Below are 19078 nucleotides of genomic sequence, written 5' to 3'. Positions count from 1 at the left end.
CAGGCTGTAATTGCGGTATCGCATAGGTATACTCAGACACCCTGTATTTGAATTGCTTAACTGATTTCGGAGTCGTTACACCCCATGCAAGAGATTATGCCATTCATCAGCCGACACCCGATTCTGAGCGTGGCCTGGATTGCCCTGCTGGTCGCGGTCATTGTGCTTACGGTGAAGAGTAAACTGTCCAAGGTAAAAGAAGTGGCTCGTGGTGAAGCGATCCAACTGATTAATAAAGAAGATGCGGTGGTGGTAGACACCCGTAATCGCGATGATTACCGTCGTGGACATATCGCCGGCGCCATCAACCTGTTGCCGAACGACATCAAAAACGGCAGCCTGAGCGAGCTGGAAAAACACAAGGCGCAGCCGGTGATTGTGGTGTGCGCCAACGGCATGGCATCTCGTGAATCGGCAGAGAATCTGTTCAAAGCCGGGTTTGAGCGCGTCGTGATCCTGAAAGACGGGCTGGCTGGCTGGAGCGGCGAAAACCTCCCGCTGGTGCGCGGTAAATAATGCGACGCCCCGTCAGAGGGGAGTCTGTTTGTGTTATGGCGTGTCCTTCCTGGCGAAGGGAAGCGCGCAAGGAAATCTAACGAAAGGGTATTATTCAACATGTCTGAACAAAACAACGGCGAACTGACTTTCCAGATCCAGCGTATCTACACCAAGGATATTTCTTTCGAAGCGCCGAACGCGCCGCAGGTGTTCCAGCAGGAATGGAACCCGGAAGTCAAACTGGATCTGGATACCGCATCCACCCAGTTGGCTGACGATGTGTACGAAGTGGTGCTGCGCGTGACCGTGACCTCCACCCTCGGCGAAGAAACCGCGTTCCTGTGCGAAGTGCAGCAGGCGGGTATCTTCACCGTCTCCGGCATCGAAGGCACCCAACTGGCCCACTGCCTGGGCGCTTACTGCCCGAACGTGCTGTTCCCGTACGCGCGCGAGTGCATTACCAGCCTGGTGTCCCGCGGTACCTTCCCGCAGCTGAACCTGGCTCCGGTTAACTTTGACGCTCTGTTCATGAACTATCTGGAACAGCAGGCAGGCCAGGACGGCACCGCTCAGACGCTGGATGCCTGATGAACCCGTCTGATGCAGCAATGACGGTAGTCGGTGCCGGATCTTACGGCACCGCGCTGGCGATCACGGTGGCCCGCAACGGTCACCGTGTGGTGCTCTGGGGCCATGACCCCGCTCATATTCAGGCGTTGCAGGCCGCACGGTGCAATCAGGCGTTCCTGCCCGACGTACCGTTCCCGGATACCCTGCAACTGGAAGCGGACCTGTCGCAGGCGCTGGCCGCCAGCCGCAACATTCTGGTGGTGGTGCCGAGCCATGTGTTTGGCGATGTGCTGCGCCAGCTCAAGCCCCATCTGCGGGCGGACGCGCGACTGGTGTGGGCTACCAAGGGGCTGGAAGCGGAAACCGGTCGTCTGTTGCAGGACGTCGCCCGCGAAGCGCTGGGTAATACGATCCCGCTGGCGGTGCTCTCCGGGCCGACTTTCGCCAAAGAGCTGGCGGCCGGGCTGCCTACCGCGATCGCGCTGGCATCGACCGATCAGCCGTTTTCCGACGATTTGCAACATCTGCTGCATTGCGGCAAAAGTTTTCGCGTCTACAGCAACCCTGATTTTATCGGGGTGCAGCTGGGAGGCGCCGTGAAGAACGTGATCGCCATCGGCGCCGGCATGTCTGACGGCATGGGGTTCGGCGCCAATGCGCGTACTGCGCTTATCACCCGCGGTCTGGCCGAAATGACGCGGCTGGGCGTGGCGCTGGGGGCCGACCCGACCACGTTTATGGGCATGGCGGGCTTGGGCGATCTGGTGCTGACCTGCACCGACAACCAGTCACGCAACCGTCGTTTCGGCATGATGCTGGGACAAGGGATGGACGTGGTCAGCGCCCAGAACCAGATTGGTCAGGTGGTGGAAGGCTACCGTAATACCAAGGAAGTGATGGCGCTGGCGCAGCGCTACGGTGTGGAAATGCCGATCACCGAGCAGCTCTGGCAAGTGCTGTATTGTGGTAAAGACGCGCGTGAAGCGGCGTTGAGCCTGCTGGGCCGGGCGCGCAAAGACGAAAGCGCCAGCCTGTGACGGCAGGGCATTGTTCGGGCTTCCCTTGGGAGGCCCGTTGTTGTTTTATGCTGATAGAGCTTTGTGCAGTAGCGCGTCGTGCAGTTGTAAGTGAAGCGGTGGGTTGACGGTTTTTCAAAGAGGTGTCGCGATGTCGAATGATGAGCTGGAACTGGTTTGGAAAAACATTAAGGAAGAGGCGCGCAGTCTGGCGGAATGCGAACCGATGCTGGCCAGTTTCTTTCACGCGACGCTGCTGAAACATGAGAATCTGGGCAGCGCATTGAGCTACATGCTGGCGAATAAGCTGGCTAACGCCATCATGCCGGCGATTGCCATCCGTGAAGTGGTGGAAGAGGCCTACCGCGCCGAACCGCAGATGATTGCGTCCGCTGCCCGCGACATTCTGGCGGTGCGCCTGCGCGACCCGGCGGTGGATAAATACTCAACGCCGCTGCTCTACCTGAAAGGATTTCATGCTCTGCAGGCTTACCGTATCGGCCACTGGCTATGGCGTCAGGAACGGCAGGCGCTGGCGATTTACCTGCAGAACCAGATTTCAGTGTCATTTGGGGTGGATATCCACCCGGCGGCGCGCATCGGTTGCGGCATCATGCTGGACCACGCCACCGGTATCGTGATCGGTGAAACCGCCGTCGTGGAAAACGACGTTTCCATCCTGCAATCGGTCACCCTGGGCGGGACCGGCAAGACCAACGGCGACCGTCATCCCAAGATTCGGGAAGGGGTGATGATCGGCGCGGGCGCCAAGATCCTGGGTAATATTGAAGTGGGATGCGGCGCCAAGATTGGCGCGGGTTCGGTGGTTTTGCAGCCGGTGCCGCCGCATACCACTGCCGCCGGCGTGCCGGCGCGAATTGTTGGCCGCCCGGAAAGCGATAAACCCTCGTTGGATATGGACCAGTACTTCAACGGCTCGTTGCGCGGTTTCGAAGACGGCGACGGCATCTGATATTTTTTCCGGCCTGTCTGCCCGGCAAGCCGGATAACCGGATTTTTTCACCCTAGCCTCTCTTTTCTATCTGGCTGGCAAAGTCGGCGCGGTAACTTTTAAGAACACATTAGTACCGCAGGAATACTCTGTTGTCCGCGCGTTATCCCCTTATCTGTGGCAAATCGCCTGACTTGGTTGTTTCTTCTACACTTTGTCTAGGAAGTCTCTCAAAAGTGCCGGATTAGCCCGGTGGTTTGGCTTTAGTTGTATTTAATATCGCGAAAATCGTTGTATATCGGTGGTCGGACCACAAACCTCTGGACATAAACGCCAGACCACCTGACCTGCCGGTCATTGGTAATTCGCTTTGGACATGTTGTTTATGCAATTAAAATTGACACCACACACTTGCCTCTTTGCGCTGTCTGCCCTGTTATCTACCCCGGCATTTGCTGCCGCGCCGTCTGGCGAAAATACGGCGTCTGATGTCGTTGAAAGCGGCGCGGAGCCGGGAATCTGGCGGCGCGCCGGCGATAATCTGTCGGAGACCTGGCATCACTGGCAGTCTCAGGATCTGTATGTGCCGGTCATGACCTGGCATAACCGCTGGACTTACGACAAGACGAAGACCGACAGGTACAACGAGCGTCCCTGGGGAGCAGGCTATGGCGTATCCCGGCTGGATCGCGATGGCGACTGGCACAGCCTGTACCTGATGGCGTTCAAGGACTCTTTTAACAAGTGGGAGCCTATCGGCGGCTATGGCTATGAAAAACGCTGGCGGCCGCTGGAAAATCAGGATTTTCAGTTGGGGTTGGGTTTTACCGCCGGGGCCACCATGCGGGACAACTGGAAATACATCCCGATCCCGGTGCTGCTGCCGCTGGCGTCGGTCAGTTATCAGCGCCTGTCTCTTCAGGCTACTTACATTCCCGGCACGCATAATAATGGCAACGTGTTCTTCGCCTGGTTGCGCTGGCAATTTTGATTAATTGATTGGTTGTATTTTGTTCTCATGTAAACCAAGTTGAGGAAAATACGGCCACGTAACTCGACTACAATGCTCTTCCTGTTAACAGCGATAGAGTGAGTGACGCCGTGCCGTTATTGATCATCACCACGATTTTGTGGTCGTTTTCCTTCAGCCTGATTGGCGAATACCTGGCCGGCCAGGTCGACAGCTGGTTCTCAGCCATGTTCCGGTTGGTGCTGGCGGCGCTGGTGTTTTTGCCTTTCCTGCGCTGGCGCGGCTATTCCCCCAAAGTGTTGGGGCTGTATCTGCTGGTGGGCGTTTTCCAGCTTGGCGTCATGTATCTGTTCCTGTTCCGCAGTTACCTGTACCTCAATGTGCCGACGATTCTGCTGTTTTCGGTGATGACGCCGCTGTACGTCACGCTGATTTACGACCTGCTCAGCGGGCATCGCCTGCGCTGGGGCTATGTATTCAGCGCCTTGCTGGCTGTTCTGGGCGCCGCTGTGATCCACTATCACGGCGTGAGCGAACATTTCTGGTGGGGGCTGCTGCTGGTGCAGGCGGCCAATGTCTGTTTTGCCGTGGGGCAAGTGGGGTATAAACGGCTGATGGAAGTGCATCCGATGCCGCAGCACAGCGCCTTTTCCTGGTTCTACCTCGGCGCCGCGCTGGTGACGCTGGTAGCCTGGGCGCTATTCGGCAATCTGACCAAACTGCCCACCGCACCGGTGCAGTGGGGGGTGCTGGCGTTTCTTGGCGTGGTGGTGTCGGGTCTTGGCTATTTCATGTGGAACTACGGCGCGACTCAGGTGGACGCCGGTACGTTGAGTATCATGAACAACTTTCACGTCCCGGCCGGGTTGCTGGTCAATTTCGCGTTCTGGCAGAAAACGCCAAACTGGACCAGCTTTCTCATCGGTTCTGCGATTATTGCGGTTGCTTTATGGGTGCACCGGCGTTGGGTCGTGAAGCGTCCCGCACAAACGGCAGATGCTCGCAGGCATGCTGGCGCGCGGAGCGAATAAACGCTTCGATAACCGGCTGACGCTGCTCGCCATCGCGAACGGCGGCGTACAGCCGGCTCCACAAGCCTTCTCCCAGGGTTTTGGTGACGACCAGCCCCTGACGTTCAAAGCTCTCCACTACCCAGTGCGGCAGCGCGGCGATGCCCATGCGCGCCGCCACCATCTGGATCAACAGCAAGGTATTGTCTACGCTTTTTAGCGACGGGCTGACCCCCGCTGGTTGCAGAAAGTGGCGCCACACATCCAGCCGCTGACGCTGCACCGGATAAATCATCAGCGTCTCCTGCGCCAGATCCTCAGGCGCAATCACGGCTTTGGCGGCCAGCGGATGATCCGGCGACAGCACCAGCCGTACCTCAAAGTCGAACATCGGCGAGTAGTGCAAGCCGCTGCGCGGCAGAATGTCGGAGGTCATCACCAGGTCCAGCTCGCCTTGTTGCAGCGCAGGTTGCGGGTCGAAAGTGACGCCGGATTTGAAATCCATCACCACTTGCGGCCAGCTTTGGTGGAAGTTCTCCAGCGCCGGCGTCAGCCACTGAATACAACTGTGACACTCGATCGCCAGCCGCAAGGTGGTCTGATGCGGCTCGTTGCATGCCTGCAGCGCCTGCTGTATCTGCGGCAGGATCTGCTCGGCCAGCTGCAGCAGAATTTCCCCCTGCGGCGTAAAGCGCAGCGGCTGGCTCTTACGGACGAACAAGCGGAATCCCAGCCGTTGTTCCAGATCGCTGAACTGATGCGACAGGGCGGATTGCGTCTGATGGAGCTGTGCGGCGGCGGCGGCTAACGATCCCGTGTTGCGCAGCGCCTGCAGCGTCCGTAAGTGTTTAAGTTCGATCATGAGAGTCCTTCACAGTGACAGTGAATAAATTGCGCTTGTACTTACTACACTACCTGCGGATTATGGATGTGTAAACATCTGGACGGCTAAATGGGAATTCAAGCATGGCAATTTTAAATCACACTCTCGGTTTTCCGCGCGTCGGTCTGCGTCGTGAACTGAAAAAAGCACAGGAAAGCTATTGGGCAGGGAACAGCACGCAGGAAGAGTTGCTGACCGTGGGCCGTGAGTTGCGTGCCCGTCACTGGCAACAGCAGAAAGACGCCGGCGTGGAATTGCTGCCGGTAGGCGATTTTGCCTGGTACGACCATGTGCTGACCACCAGCCTGCTGCTGGGGAATGTACCTGCCCGTCACCAGAATGCGGATGGTTCCGTCGATCTGGATACCCTGTTTCGTATCGGCCGTGGCCGCGCACCGACCGGTGAGCCGGCCGCCGCCGCTGAAATGACCAAATGGTTCAACACCAACTATCACTACATGGTGCCGGAATTCAGCAAAGGCCAGCAGTTCAAGCTGACCTGGACCCAACTGCTGGATGAAGTGGACGAAGCGCTGGCGCTGGGCCACAAGGTGAAACCGGTGCTGCTGGGTCCGGTGACCTACCTGTGGCTGGGCAAAGTCAAAGGGGAAGCCTTCAACCGTCTGGATCTGCTGAACGCGGTGCTGCCGGTGTACCAGCAGGTACTGGCCGAACTGGCTAAACGCGGCATCGAGTGGGTGCAGGTTGACGAGCCGCTGCTGGCGCTGGAACTGGACGCCGAGTGGAAAGCCGCTTTCAAACCGGCTTACGATGCGCTGCAAGGGCAGGTGAAACTGCTGCTGACCACCTATTTCGACAGCATCGGCCAGAATCTGGACGTGATCACAGCGCTGCCGGTACAGGGTCTGCATGTCGATCTGGTGCACGGCAAAGACGACGCCGCGGCGCTGAATGCGCAACTGCCGGCTGACTGGGTGCTGTCGCTGGGCGTGATCAACGGCCGTAACGTGTGGCGCGCCGATCTGGCGAGCTGGTTCGAACGCCTGCAACCGCTGCTGGGTAAACGCGCTCTGTGGCTGGGCAGCTCCTGCTCCCTGCTGCACAGCCCGATCGATCTCAGCGTCGAAACCCGTCTGGACGAGGAAGTGAAGAGCTGGTTCGCCTTTGCGATTCAGAAGTGTCAGGAACTGGCGCTGCTGACCCGCGCGCTCAACAGCGGCAACGGCGACGAACTGGTGGCTTACAGCGCGCCGATCCGCGCCCGTCGCACCTCTACTCGCGTTAACAACCCGGAGGTGGCGAAGCGTCTGGCGGCGATCACCGCGCAGGACAGTCTGCGTCAGAATCCGTACCCGGTACGCGCCGACGCACAGCGTGCGCGTTTCAATCTGCCGGCCTGGCCGACCACCACTATCGGTTCGTTCCCGCAGACCACCGAAATCCGCAGCCTGCGTCTGGACTTCAAACAGGGTCGTCTGGACGGTCAGAACTACCGTATCGGCATCGCCGAGCACATTAAACAGGCGATTGTGGAACAGGAACGTCTGGAGCTGGACGTACTGGTGCACGGTGAAGCCGAACGTAACGACATGGTGGAGTATTTCGGCGAGCATCTGGATGGTTTCGTGTTCACCCAGAACGGCTGGGTACAGAGCTACGGTTCCCGTTGCGTGAAACCGCCGGTGGTGATTGGCGACATCAGCCGTCCGGAGCCGATCACGGTTGAGTGGGCGAAATATGCCCAGTCGCTGACCGACAAGCCGGTGAAAGGCATGCTGACTGGTCCGGTCACCATTCTGTGCTGGTCCTTCCCGCGTGAAGACGTCACCCGTGAAACCATCGCCAGGCAGATTGCGCTGGCGCTGCGCGACGAAGTGGCGGATCTGGAACAGGCCGGCATCGGCATCATCCAGATTGACGAACCGGCGCTACGTGAAGGCTTGCCGCTGCACCGCTCCGACTGGGCTGCTTATCTGGAGTGGGCGGTCGATGCGTTCCGCCTGAACGCGGCGGTAGCGAAAGACGACACCCAGATCCACACCCACATGTGCTACTGCGAATTCAACGACATCATGGATTCCATCGCGGCACTGGATGCGGACGTGATCACCATCGAAACCTCGCGTTCCGACATGGAACTGCTGGAATCGTTCGAAGAGTTCGAGTACCCGAATGAAATCGGCCCAGGCGTGTACGACATTCACTCGCCGAACGTGCCGAGCGTAGAGTGGATTGAAGCGCTGCTGCGCAAAGCGGCCCAGCGTATTCCGTCCGAACGTCTGTGGGTTAACCCGGACTGCGGCCTGAAAACCCGCGGCTGGCCGGAAACCCGTCAGTCGCTGGCGAACATGGTGCAGGCAGCGAAACGTCTGCGCGAAACCGCCGAGTAAGTTAGCGAAAACAGTCAGTAACCGAACACGGTGATGAGGAATGGCGCAAAGGATGACAGGACGCGCGTGAACCACAGGATGTGACGCACAGGGCCGGGACGTTCCGCATCACCGCCTGACATGAAAAAGGGAGACGATAGCGTCTCCCTTTTTATATTTGTTGCGGGGTTACACCACGTCGTAGCGGGCGAACCACTCCAGCATGCGTTGCCAGCCGTCTTTGGCCGAGGCTTCGTGGTAAGTAGCGCGGTAATCGGCATGGAAAGCATGCTCCGCTTCCGGGTAGACCACGATCTCCGCATCGGCATTGACCGCCCGTAGCGCCTGACGCATGGTTTCCACCTGCTCCAGCGAAATGCCTTTATCCTGCCCGCCGTACAGGCCCAGCACCGGCGCGCTCAGGTCTTTCGCCACGTCCACCGGGTGTTGAGGCGAGGTCAGCGTTTTTTCGGCGACCAGTTTGCCGTACCAGGCGACGGCGGCTTTTAACTGCGGATTGTGCGCAGCGTACAGCCAACTGATGCGGCCGCCCCAGCAGAAACCGGTGATCGCCAGCCGACTGGCGTCGCCACCCTGGCGCACCGCCCAATGTGCGGTGTGGTCGAGGTCGGACAGCACCTGATTATCCGGCACCTTGCTGACCAGTTCGCTCAACAGCGTCGGGATATCGCTGTACTGTTGCGGGTCGCCCTGACGGAAATAGAGTTCCGGCGCGATCGCCAGATAGCCTTGTTTTGCCAGTCGCCGGCATACATCGCGGATGTGCTCATGCACGCCAAAGATTTCCTGCACCACCAGCACGATCGGCAGCGGGCCGTCGGCTTTTTCCGGTTTGGCAATATACGCGGGCAGGTTGTCGCCCTGCGAAGGGATGGTGGTCTCGCCGGCGACCAGCCCGGCGGCGTCAGTAGTCATCGCGGAAGAAGCCAGCGGCATGACGGCTGGCGAAAATGCCCGTGTGGTCTCTCTGAGTGTCAGTAGCTCATCGGTTTTCATTGCCTTTCCTTTATCAAGACTGGAATCTGCCAGCGGGATAATGCCGCCCCCGCGTTAAGCAAGTGTAGGAACTTTGTAGTGTATTGCGAATACCGGCAACCCGATAAGGCAATCGGTGCCACATTGCGTGACGCAACGTCGGGTGATTACAGTTTAAATTGTGATTAAAATCACAATATTAATGTAAATGGATGTTTGTTACTTTCCAATCAGCGACGCACTTCACTTAACGGCCGCAGTGTGTGCGCTAAGATCGTTCCGTACCTGACCGTTGTCTGGAGGCGTTTATGTCCGATGTATTTCATCTCGGTTTAACAAAGCAGGATTTACAAGGTGCCACGCTGGCGATTGTGCCCGGCGACCCGGCTCGGGTGGAGAAAATCGCCCGGCTGATGGAGAACCCGGTGTTTCTGGCATCGCATCGGGAGTTCACTTCCTGGCGCGCGGAACTGGCGGGTAAGCCGGTGATTGTTTGTTCCACCGGTATTGGCGGCCCGTCTACGTCGATTGCGGTAGAAGAGCTGGCGCAACTGGGTGTGCGCACGTTTCTGCGTGTCGGCACCACCGGCGCCATCCAGCCGCATATCGCGGTGGGCGATGTGCTGGTGACCACGGCGGCGGTTCGTCTGGACGGCGCCAGCCTGCATTTTGCGCCGCTGGAATTCCCGGCGGTGGCGGATTTCGCCTGTACTTCCGCGCTGGCGGAAGCGGCGCGTGAAGCGGGGGCGACGCTGCATGTCGGCGTTACAGCTTCTTCGGATACCTTCTATCCGGGCCAGGAGCGTTACGACACCTATTCCGGCCGCGTGGTGCGCCGTTTCCAGGGGTCAATGGCGGAGTGGCAGAGCATGGGCGTACTGAACTATGAAATGGAGTCCGCTACGCTGCTGACCATGTGCGCCAGTCAAGGGCTGCGCGCCGGAATGGTGGCGGGCGTGATTGTCAATCGTACTCAGCAGGAAATCCCCGATACCGCTACGATGCAGAAAGCGGAACACGCGTCGGTCAACGTAGTGTTGTCGGCGGCCCGCAAACTGCTGAGCGCCTGAGTGTGATTCAATCGCCGGGCGATATGTTCGGCGCGGGCGGTACGATATGGCCGAGCCTTCGTACCGCTTTTTCTGTTTCCGCGGGGACTTCCCTCGCGCGGTTCATCTGCCTGCCCGTCTTCATGCTAATTTAATTGTCAGGTCTGATAATACGAATCGGTTTCCATCATTCGACGGTGAGTCAACCGTAATCATTCAGCATTGATAACTCCGTATCGATAACGAATTATCGGTAACTAAATATCGAGAACTACAGGGAAAAATATGACTTTAACCTCATTACTGCATCCCTCGTTGCTTCCGCTTGACGGCGGCGTCAATTTCCGTGATTTGGGGGGGATCCGCGTGGCAGACGGGCGGCAAGTCCGGCGCGGCAGGCTGTTTCGCTCCGGCGCGCTGGACATGCTGAGTGAACGTGACATCGATCATCTCGCCAGCGTGCCGGTGGCGCACGTGGTGGATTATCGCGATCAGGATGAAGCCTCGCTGCGGCCCGACCGGCTGTGGTCCGGTGCCCGTTATCATCAGGTTCCCGCCAATCCGCTACGGCATGAAGTGACCGCCAGCCTGGAAACGCTGGGGTCGGAAAAACTCGAAGCGTTCGATTCCCGCGCTTTTATGCTGGAACTGTACCGTCGCCTGCCGTTCGGCAATCCGGCCTACCAGCATTTGGTGGCGTTGCTGCGCCAGCCTGACGATGGCGCGCTGGTGCAACATTGCGCGGTGGGCAAGGATCGTACCGGCATTGGTTCCGCGCTGGTGCTGTTCGCGCTGGGCGCGGATGAACAAACGGTTATGGAAGATTATCTGATCACCGAATCCACCCTGATTCCGTTCCGTCGCCAGTTGCTGGAAGATTTGGCGTCGAGCCTGAGTGAAAAGGCGCTGAAGCGCTTTGATTTCGTGCTTTCCGCCCGCGAAGAGTTTCTGGTGACCGCGCTGCATACTATCCGTGAGCGACACGGCTCGGTGGATAACTGGCTGGAGCAGGATTACGGACTGGATGCGTCGGTGCGGGAAGGGCTGCGGGATAAGTATCTGGCGTGAGGTCGTGAACGATTGCAGTAACAAACCGGGAGCTATTGCTCCCGGTTTGTGTTGGTGGGTCATTAGCCGGTATTGCGCATCCCTGCGGCGACGCCGGCGATGGTGACCATCAGCGCCTGCTCTACCTGCGGATCCAGAGTGTCCTGCTGACGCGAACGGTGCAACAGTTCCGCCTGCAACACGTTGAGCGGGTCGGTGTAGACGTTGCGCAGCGCGATGGATTCGGCGATCCACGGCAGGTCAGCCATCAGATGGTCGTCGTTGGAGATGGTCAGTACCGCCTTGATGTCTTTTTCCAACTGCTCGCGCAGCTGTTTGCCGAGCGACCACAGTTTCTCTTCCACCAGCCGTTGATCGTAGTATTCCGCCAGCCACAGGTCGGCCTTGGCGAACACCATCTCCAGCATACCGATGCGGGTGGAGAAGAACGGCCAGTCGCGGCACATGGCTTCCAACTGGTTCTGGTGACCGTCGTCGATCACTTTTTGCAGCGCGGCGCCGGCGCCCAGCCAGGCGGGCAGCATCAGGCGGTTCTGGGTCCAGGCGAAAATCCACGGGATGGCGCGCAGGCTTTCCACGCCGCCGTTCGGTCGGCGTTTAGCCGGGCGCGACCCCAGCGGCAGTTTGCCCAGTTCCAGTTCCGGCGTGGCGGCGCGGAAATAAGGCACGAAGTCCGGGTTTTCCCGCACGTAGCCGCGGTACATGTCGCAGGAAATGCGCGACAGCTCGTTCATGATGTGATGCCATTCCTGCTTCGGTTCCGGCGGCGGCAGCAGGTTGGCTTCCAGAATGGCGGAGGTGTAGAGCGACAGGCTGCTGATGGTGACTTCCGGCAGACCGAACTTGAAGCGGATCATCTCGCCCTGTTCGGTGACGCGCAGGCCGCCTTTCAGGCTTCCCGGCGGTTGGGAGAGCAGCGCGGCATGAGCCGGCGCGCCGCCGCGGCCGATGGAGCCGCCGCGACCGTGGAACAGCGTCAGCGCGATGCCGTATTTCTCACAGGTCTTGATCAGTGCGTCCTGCGCGCGGTACTGGGCCCAGGAGGCGGCCATCACCCCGGCGTCTTTGGCGGAGTCGGAATAGCCGATCATCACCATCTGTTTGCCCTGAATGAAGCCGCGATACCAGTCGATGTTGAGCAACTGGATCATGACGCTGTCGGCGTTATTCAGGTCGTCCAGCGTTTCGAACAACGGCGCCACCGGCAGCGCGTATGGGCAGCCGGCTTCCTTCAGCAGCAGATGCACCGCCAGCACGTCGGACGGGGTGCGCGCCATCGAGATCACGTAGGCGGCGATGGAATCGCGTGGGGTTTCGGCGATCACCCGGCAGGTTTCCAGCACTTCCTGCGTGTCGGCGCTGGGTTCCCACTGACGCGGCAGCAGCGGACGCTTGGAGTTAAGCTCGCGGATCAGGAACGCCTGTTTGTCGGATTCCGACCAGCTTTCGTAGTCTCCCAACCCCAGATAGCGGGTGATTTCCGCCAGCGCGTCGGTGTGACGGGTGCTCTCCTGCCGTACGTCGATACGCACCAGCGGCACGCCGAAGCAGCGTACCCGGCGCAGGGTGTCGAGCAACTGACCATCGGCGATGATGCCCATGCCGCAGGCATGCAGCGACTGGTAACAGGCGTAGAGCGGATCCCACAACTGCTCGTTGGTGACCAGCAGATCTTTGGGCGCGACCAGTTGCTCGCCTTTCAGACGCGCGTCCAGATAGTTCAGGGTGGCGGTCAACTGCGCGCGCAGCGTTTTCATCAGCTCGCGGTAGGGTTCCTGCACCTCGTCGCCGCCTGCCAGCTGTTGCAGCTCCGGCGTACAGGTGGTCATCGACAGTTCGGACACCAGTACCTGTACGTCGCGCAGGAACAGATCGGCGGCTTTCCAGCGGCTTAACAGCAGTACGCGGCGGGTGACTTCAGCGGTCACGTTCGGGTTGCCGTCGCGGTCGCCGCCCATCCAGGAGGTGAAGCGTACCGGCACCGAATCCACCGGCAGACGATAACCGAGTTCCTTGTCCATCTGTTCGTCGAGTTCGCGCAGGAACGCCGGCACCCCTTCCCACAGGCTGTTCTCCACCACCGCGAAGCCCCACTTGGCTTCGTCCACCGGCGTCGGGCGGATTTTGCGGATTTCATCAGTATGCCAGTACTGGGCAATCAACTGGCGCAGACGGCGCATGATCTGATGGCGTTCATAGTCGGCCAGATCGTCGTGGTCGAGCTGCTTGAGGCAGGTATTCACTTCAACCAGTTTGTGGATCAACGTGCGGCGGGTGATTTCAGTTGGGTGCGCGGTCAGCACCAGCTCGATGGAGAGCGATTCCACCGCGTCGCGGATGTCCTTGTCGCTCAGATTGTCGCGGCTTTTCAGGTTGCGAAACACCGTCGCCAGCGCTTCTGGGTTACTGGCCGCCTCGCCGTGCGGAGAAATACTGTGGTACTGCTCCGCCGTGTTGGTCAGGTTAAGGAACTGGCTGAACGCGCGGGCGACCGGCAGCAGTTCCTCGTTGGACAGGTTCTGCAGTGTGGTCAGCAGTTCCTGACGGTGTGTTTCGCTGCCGGCCCGCGAGGCTTTGGACAGCTTGCGGATTGTTTCAACACGCTCAAGGATATTGGCGCCCAGCGCATCCTTGATGGTGTCGCCGAGCAATTTACCCAGCATGCTGACATTGCTCCGCATGGCGGAATATTGTTCATTCATAGTTACCCTGACCCATCTCTTGATTTTGTAAATTTATTACACACAAAAATTGTGTGGTTACTGTCTGTTATCTAGCCACGTTCGCCATTGTTCGTCAATGAACGTCCTTTAATCTCTACAGTTGTACCTGTTTAACCGGTGCAAAGGCAATTTGTGAAATTTAATTACAAAAGCTTGCCGATAAGTGGCACTTATCTTATAGCGGCGGCGAAAGCAAGAACGGCAATGAGAAGGCGGCAAGAAGACAATAAAAAAGAGGCGGGTAGCCGGTTGGATGCGTGCAGAGTTTTTTTCGGCGGCAATGGCAATGTTGCCCGGCGGTCACAGCCGGGCAACGCCAGAACACGAAATCAGTGCTGGCAGAAGTGATGCACCAACTGGGTAATCAATGTGCGCGTCGGTTTGATGAACGACATGTCGATAAATTCATCCGGCTGATGCGCCTGATTGATGGAGCCGGGGCCAAGCACCAGCGTCGGGCACAGTTCCTGAATGAACGGCGCTTCGGTGCAGTAATTCACCACATCGGTCGGCTGCCCCACCAGTTTTTCCACCACCTGCGCCAGATGATGATCCGCCGGGCACTCGTAACCCGGAATCGGCGGATGCAGTTCGCTGATGGTGAGACGGCCGGGCCAGCGTTCGCTGACCGGCGCCAACGCTTCGCTCATAAGACCGTTGAGATCGCTCAGCGTCATGCCCGGCAGCGGGCGGATATCCATGTGCAGGTCGCAGCAGGCGCAGATGCGGTTGGCGGCGTCGCCGCCATGAATGTGACCAAAGTTCATGGTCGGATAAGGGATATGGAACGCCGGGTTGTGATAGCGCTCCTGCAGCGTGTTGCGCAGCACCATCAGTTCGGAAATGGCTTCGTGCATCAGTTCGATGGCGTTGACGCCGCGCGACGGGTCGCTGGAGTGGCCGGACTGGCCCTGAATACGAACCACGTTCGACATGTGGCCCTTGTGGGCGCGCACCGGCTGCAATGACGTCGGCTCGCCGATAATCGCGCAGTCCGGGCGAATGCCGGTCGATTCGGAGAAATACTTGGCGCCTGCCATCGTCGTTTCTTCATCCGCGGTCGCCAGAATGTACAGCGGTTTGGTCAGTTTACCGGCATCCACATCGCGCAGCGCATCGAGAATAAAGGCGAAAAAGCCTTTCATGTCGGCGGTGCCGAGCCCGTAGAGTTTGTTGTCGTGCTCGGTCAGGGTGAACGGGTCGCGCGTCCAGCGGCCGTCGTCGAACGGCACCGTGTCGGTATGGCCGGCCAGCAGCAGCCCGCCGCTGCCTTCTCCCAGTCGGGCCAGCAGGTTGAATTTATTAAAGGTGCCGGGTACCGGCTGCACGTCGACATGAAAACCCAGATCGCTAAACCATCCCGCCAACAGGTTGATTAAGGTCTCATTGCTTTGATCCAGGGCGCGCTCGGTGGCGCTGATGGACGGGGTGGCGATCAATGCCCGGTACAGCTCCATAAAAGGGGGTAAATTCATCTTCACTGTTGACAGCCTCTGGGTTAGGATAGTATCAATATTCATGCATTTATTGTGAATAAAAATACAATAATGCCAGGCGAAATGAAATCATAAGCTGTGCGGCGATACGAGATTGTCGCATAATCGTTTCTTCTGGCTTTTGTGGGTGAACGGCGTGGCCGCGCTGATGAGCCTGCTTCCTGTTCCACCTATCTGGCAATAAAGGTATACCGAACTCATGCTGAATACGTTGATCGTTGGTGCAAGTGGCTATACCGGCGCTGAGCTGGCCCTGTACCTGAACCGTCACCCGCAGATGAACATAACCGCTTTGGCGGTTTCCGCGCAAAGTGTTGATGCGGGAAAACGCATTTCCGACCTGCATCCCCAGCTTAAAGGCATTATTGACTTGCCGGTGCAGCCGCTGACCGACGTGGCCGACGCCGCCAAAGGCGTGGACGTGGTGTTTCTGGCCACCGACCACAAGGTGAGCCATGACCTGGCGCCGCAGTTCCTGAAAGCCGGCTGCACCGTGTTCGATCTTTCCGGCGCGTTTCGCGTGCAGGATCCTGAATTCTACACCCGTTACTACGGTTTCGAGCACCAGCACGCCGACTGGCTGGCGCAGGCGGTGTACGGTCTGGCGGAATGGCAGGCGGACAGCATCAAGCAGGCGCAACTGATCGCGGTGCCGGGTTGCTACCCGACCGCGTCCCAGCTGGCATTGAAACCGCTGGTGGAAGGCGGCTTGCTGAACCCGAACCAATGGCCGGTGATCGACGCCACCAGCGGCGTCAGCGGCGCTGGCCGTAAAGCGAGCATGACCAACAGCTTTTGTGAAGTCAGCCTGCAGCCGTATGGCATTTTCAATCATCGCCATCATCCGGAAATCGCCACCCATCTCGGCATTCCGGTGATTTTTACCCCGCATCTGGGCAATTTCCCGCGCGGCATTCTGGCGACCATCACCTGCCGCCTGCAGCCGGGCGTTACCGCGCAGGACGTGGCGGAAGCTTACCACAACGCCTACCATGACAAACCGCTGGTGCGGTTGTATGAGAAAGGCGTGCCGGCGCTGAAATCGGTGGTCGGTCTGCCGTTCTGCGACATCGGCTTCGCGGTGCAGGACGAGCACCTGATCGTGGTCGCCACCGAAGATAACCTGCTCAAAGGCGCGGCGGCGCAGGCTGTGCAGTGCATGAACATTCGCTTCGGTTTCCCTGAAACCCAATCCTTACTCTGATGACACCCTGAGGCGCAAAGACCGATGAATCCGTTAATTATCAAATTAGGCGGCGTATTACTGGATAGCGAAGAGGCGCTGGAGCGTCTGTTCACCGCGCTGGTGACCTACCGTCAGCAGCATCAGCGCCCGCTGGTGATCGTGCATGGCGGCGGTTGTCTGGTGGACGACCTGATGAAGAAACTGTCGCTGCCGGTGGTCAAGAAGAACGGCCTGCGCGTGACGCCCGCCGATCAGATCGACATCATTACCGGCGCGCTGGCCGGTTCCGCCAACAAAACCCTGCTGGCCTGGTCGATTCGTCACGGCATCAACGCCGTGGGCCTGAGTCTGGCGGATGGCGGCAGCACGGTGGTCACGCAACTGAACGACGAACTGGGGCACGTGGGTAAAGCCGAAGTCGGCTCTCCGGCGCTGCTCAACACCCTGCTGAATGCCGGTTATCTGCCGGTCATTAGCTCCATCGGCATCACTGCCGGCGGCGAACTGATGAACGTCAACGCCGATCAGGCCGCCACCGCGCTGGCGCAGACGCTGGGCGCCGACCTGATCCTGCTGTCCGATGTCAGCGGCATTCTGGACGGCAAAGGTCAGCGCATCGCGGAAATGACCGCCGGCAAAGCGGAAGAACTGATCGCGCAGGGCATTATTACCGACGGCATGATCGTCAAGGTTAATGCGGCGCTGGACGCGGCGCGCGCGCTGGGACGTCCGGTGGATATCGCCAGCTGGCGTCACGCCGAGCAGTTGCCGGCGTTGTTCAACGGCGTGTCCATCGGCACCCGTATTCTGGCGTAAGCCGCGAGCATCAATCACGTTTTCTCCCGGCGACAACCGCCGGAGAAATACGAGCAGTTCAACGGCGGGGCGGACAGGAGTCGGCCCGCCTTTATCAGAGATACCGGGAGTGTAGTTATGGCTTTGTGGGGCGGACGGTTCACGCAGGCGGCAGATCAACGTTTTAAACAGTTCAACGATTCACTGCGGTTTGATTACCGTCTGGCGGAGCAGGACATCATCGGATCCATCGGATGGTCCAAGGCGCTGGTGACGGTGAACGTACTGAGCGCTCAGGAACAGCAGCAACTGGAGCAGGCGCTCAACGCACTGCTGAAAGAGGTGCAGGCGGATCCCGACGCTATCCTGCAAAGCGACGCGGAAGACATCCACAGCTGGGTGGAGCAGAAACTGATCGAGAAAGTCGGCGATCTGGGCAAGAAACTGCACACCGGGCGCAGCCGTAACGATCAGGTCGCTACCGACCTGAAACTGTGGTGCAAGGCGCAGGTGAGCGAACTGGCGCAGGCGATCCGTCATCTGCGCGCCGCGCTGGTCGCTACCGCCGAGGCTAATCAGGATGCGGTGATGCCGGGGTATACCCATTTGCAGCGCGCGCAGCCGGTAACGTTCGCCCACTGGTGTCTGGCTTATCATGAAATGCTCGCGCGTGACGAGAGTCGTCTGGAAGACACGCTCAAGCGCCTGGACGTCAGCCCGCTGGGTTGCGGCGCGCTGGCAGGCACCGCCTATCCTATCGACCGCGAGCAACTGGCCGGCTGGCTGGGTTTTGCCTCGGCGACACGCAACAGTCTGGATACGGTATCCGATCGCGATCACGTGCTGGAACTGTTGTCTGACGCCTCCATCGGCATGGTGCACCTGTCGCGCTTCGCCGAAGACTTGATCTTCTTCAACAGCGGCGAAGCGGCGTTTGTCGAACTGTCCGACCGCGTGACCTCCGGCTCCTCGCTGATGCCGCAGAAAAAGAACCCGGACGCGCTGGAGCTGATCCGCGGTAAATGCGGACGGGTGCAGGGCGCGCTGGCCGGCATGCTGGTGACGCTGAAAGGCCTGCCGCTGGCGTACAACAAAGATATGCAGGAAGACAAGGAAGGGCTGTTCGACGCGCTGGACACCTGGCACGACTGCCTGATGATGGCGGCGCTGGTGCTGGAAGGTATTCAGGTGAAACGTCCGCGTTGTCAGGAAGCGGCGCAGCAGGGCTACGCCAACGCCACCGAACTGGCCGACTATCTGGTCGCCAAAGGCGTGCCGTTCCGTGAAGCGCACCACATCGTCGGTGAAGCGGTGGTGGAGGCCATTCGTCAGGGCAAAGCGTTGGAAGCGTTGTCGCTGGCGGATCTCAAACAGTTCAGCGCCGTGATCGAAGACGATGTGTATCCGGTGCTGTCGTTGCAGTCCTGTCTGGAAAAACGCGCCGCGCAGGGCGGGGTGTCGCCGCAACAGGTCGCGCGCGCCATCGCCGACGCAAAACAGCGTCTGGCGTAATCCTTGCGATAAATTCCAAAACCG

General features: G+C 59.2%; 16 protein-coding genes. 12 read left to right on the top strand and 4 right to left on the bottom strand.

The window, feature by feature from the left end:
• The first annotated feature begins 84 nt into the window (after positions 1-84).
• The 6 genes from DXXMK7_RS20180 (at position 85) to DXXMK7_RS20155 (ending at position 5037) form a co-directional block, all read left to right on the top strand.
• Positions 85-516 (top strand): rhodanese-like domain-containing protein, encoded by a 432-nt coding sequence (locus DXXMK7_RS20180; protein WP_038663462.1) that lies wholly within the window; start codon positions 85-87, stop codon positions 514-516.
• Between the two features lie 99 nt (positions 517-615).
• Positions 616-1086, top strand: coding sequence for a protein-export chaperone SecB (secB, locus tag DXXMK7_RS20175; protein WP_038920553.1), 471 nt, complete (start codon positions 616-618; stop codon positions 1084-1086).
• Positions 1086-2105: an NAD(P)H-dependent glycerol-3-phosphate dehydrogenase gene (gpsA, locus tag DXXMK7_RS20170; RefSeq protein ID WP_038920552.1), complete on the top strand. Its 1020-nt coding sequence runs from the start codon at positions 1086-1088 to the stop codon at positions 2103-2105. The genes secB and gpsA overlap by 1 nt, the downstream gene beginning before the upstream one ends.
• A 130-nt stretch (positions 2106-2235) precedes the next feature.
• Entirely contained in the window at positions 2236-3057 is an 822-nt protein-coding gene (gene cysE / locus DXXMK7_RS20165) for a serine O-acetyltransferase (RefSeq protein WP_013319915.1), read from the top strand.
• A 364-nt stretch (positions 3058-3421) separates the two neighbouring features.
• Positions 3422-4027 carry a lipid IV(A) palmitoyltransferase PagP gene (gene pagP / locus DXXMK7_RS20160; protein WP_038921156.1) on the top strand — a complete coding sequence of 202 codons (606 nt, stop codon included), beginning with the start codon at positions 3422-3424 and terminating at the stop codon, positions 4025-4027.
• Between the two features lie 110 nt (positions 4028-4137).
• Entirely contained in the window at positions 4138-5037 is a 900-nt protein-coding gene (locus DXXMK7_RS20155) for a carboxylate/amino acid/amine transporter (RefSeq protein ID WP_038921155.1), read from the top strand.
• On the opposite strand, the gene metR is transcribed toward DXXMK7_RS20155, so the two are convergent.
• On the bottom strand, positions 4940-5878 hold the full coding sequence (gene metR / locus DXXMK7_RS20150) for an HTH-type transcriptional regulator MetR (RefSeq protein WP_038920550.1): 939 nt from the start codon (positions 5876-5878) through the stop codon (positions 4940-4942). The genes DXXMK7_RS20155 and metR overlap by 98 nt on opposite strands.
• 104 nt (positions 5879-5982) lie before the next feature.
• Here metR and metE point away from each other — a divergent pair, with 104 nt between their 5' ends.
• The gene (gene metE / locus DXXMK7_RS20145; protein WP_038920549.1) at positions 5983-8250 is read left to right on the top strand and encodes a 5-methyltetrahydropteroyltriglutamate--homocysteine S-methyltransferase; all 2268 of its coding nucleotides are present in this window, start codon (positions 5983-5985) and stop codon (positions 8248-8250) included.
• 168 nt (positions 8251-8418) lie between these two features.
• Here the strand turns inward: metE and DXXMK7_RS20140 are convergent, their stop codons facing one another.
• Complete coding sequence (locus tag DXXMK7_RS20140; RefSeq protein ID WP_038920548.1) at positions 8419-9246, bottom strand: dienelactone hydrolase family protein; 828 nt, start codon at positions 9244-9246, stop codon at positions 8419-8421.
• A gap of 287 nt (positions 9247-9533) precedes the next feature.
• Here DXXMK7_RS20140 and udp point away from each other — a divergent pair, with 287 nt between their 5' ends.
• Together udp and DXXMK7_RS20130 are read left to right on the top strand one after the other, a co-directional pair.
• Positions 9534-10295: a uridine phosphorylase gene (gene udp / locus DXXMK7_RS20135; protein WP_013319909.1), complete on the top strand. Its 762-nt coding sequence runs from the start codon at positions 9534-9536 to the stop codon at positions 10293-10295.
• 264 nt (positions 10296-10559) lie between these two features.
• Positions 10560-11342 carry a tyrosine-protein phosphatase gene (locus DXXMK7_RS20130; RefSeq protein ID WP_038920546.1) on the top strand — a complete coding sequence of 261 codons (783 nt, stop codon included), beginning with the start codon at positions 10560-10562 and terminating at the stop codon, positions 11340-11342.
• Positions 11343-11404: 62 nt separating this feature from the next.
• Here the strand turns inward: DXXMK7_RS20130 and ppc are convergent, their stop codons facing one another.
• Both ppc and argE read right to left on the bottom strand, forming a co-directional pair.
• Complete coding sequence (gene ppc / locus DXXMK7_RS20125) at positions 11405-14044, bottom strand: phosphoenolpyruvate carboxylase (RefSeq protein WP_038920545.1); 2640 nt, start codon at positions 14042-14044, stop codon at positions 11405-11407.
• Between the two features lie 350 nt (positions 14045-14394).
• On the bottom strand, positions 14395-15546 hold the full coding sequence (argE, locus tag DXXMK7_RS20120) for an acetylornithine deacetylase (RefSeq protein ID WP_038663432.1): 1152 nt from the start codon (positions 15544-15546) through the stop codon (positions 14395-14397).
• Between the two features lie 214 nt (positions 15547-15760).
• Between argE and argC the strand changes: the two genes are divergently transcribed.
• The 3 genes from argC (at position 15761) to argH (ending at position 19054) form a co-directional block, all read left to right on the top strand.
• Positions 15761-16765 carry an N-acetyl-gamma-glutamyl-phosphate reductase gene (argC, locus tag DXXMK7_RS20115; RefSeq protein ID WP_038663429.1) on the top strand — a complete coding sequence of 335 codons (1005 nt, stop codon included), beginning with the start codon at positions 15761-15763 and terminating at the stop codon, positions 16763-16765.
• Between the two features lie 24 nt (positions 16766-16789).
• On the top strand, positions 16790-17563 hold the full coding sequence (argB, locus tag DXXMK7_RS20110; protein WP_038663426.1) for an acetylglutamate kinase: 774 nt from the start codon (positions 16790-16792) through the stop codon (positions 17561-17563).
• A 117-nt stretch (positions 17564-17680) separates the two neighbouring features.
• Entirely contained in the window at positions 17681-19054 is a 1374-nt protein-coding gene (gene argH / locus DXXMK7_RS20105; RefSeq protein ID WP_038920544.1) for an argininosuccinate lyase, read from the top strand.
• The last annotated feature ends 24 nt before the right edge of the window (positions 19055-19078 follow it).

The organism is Dickeya sp. MK7 (assembly GCF_000406305.1).
Taxonomy (GTDB): Bacteria; Pseudomonadota; Gammaproteobacteria; order Enterobacterales; family Enterobacteriaceae; genus Dickeya; species Dickeya fangzhongdai.
This window is presented reverse-complemented; position numbering and strand designations above follow the sequence as displayed.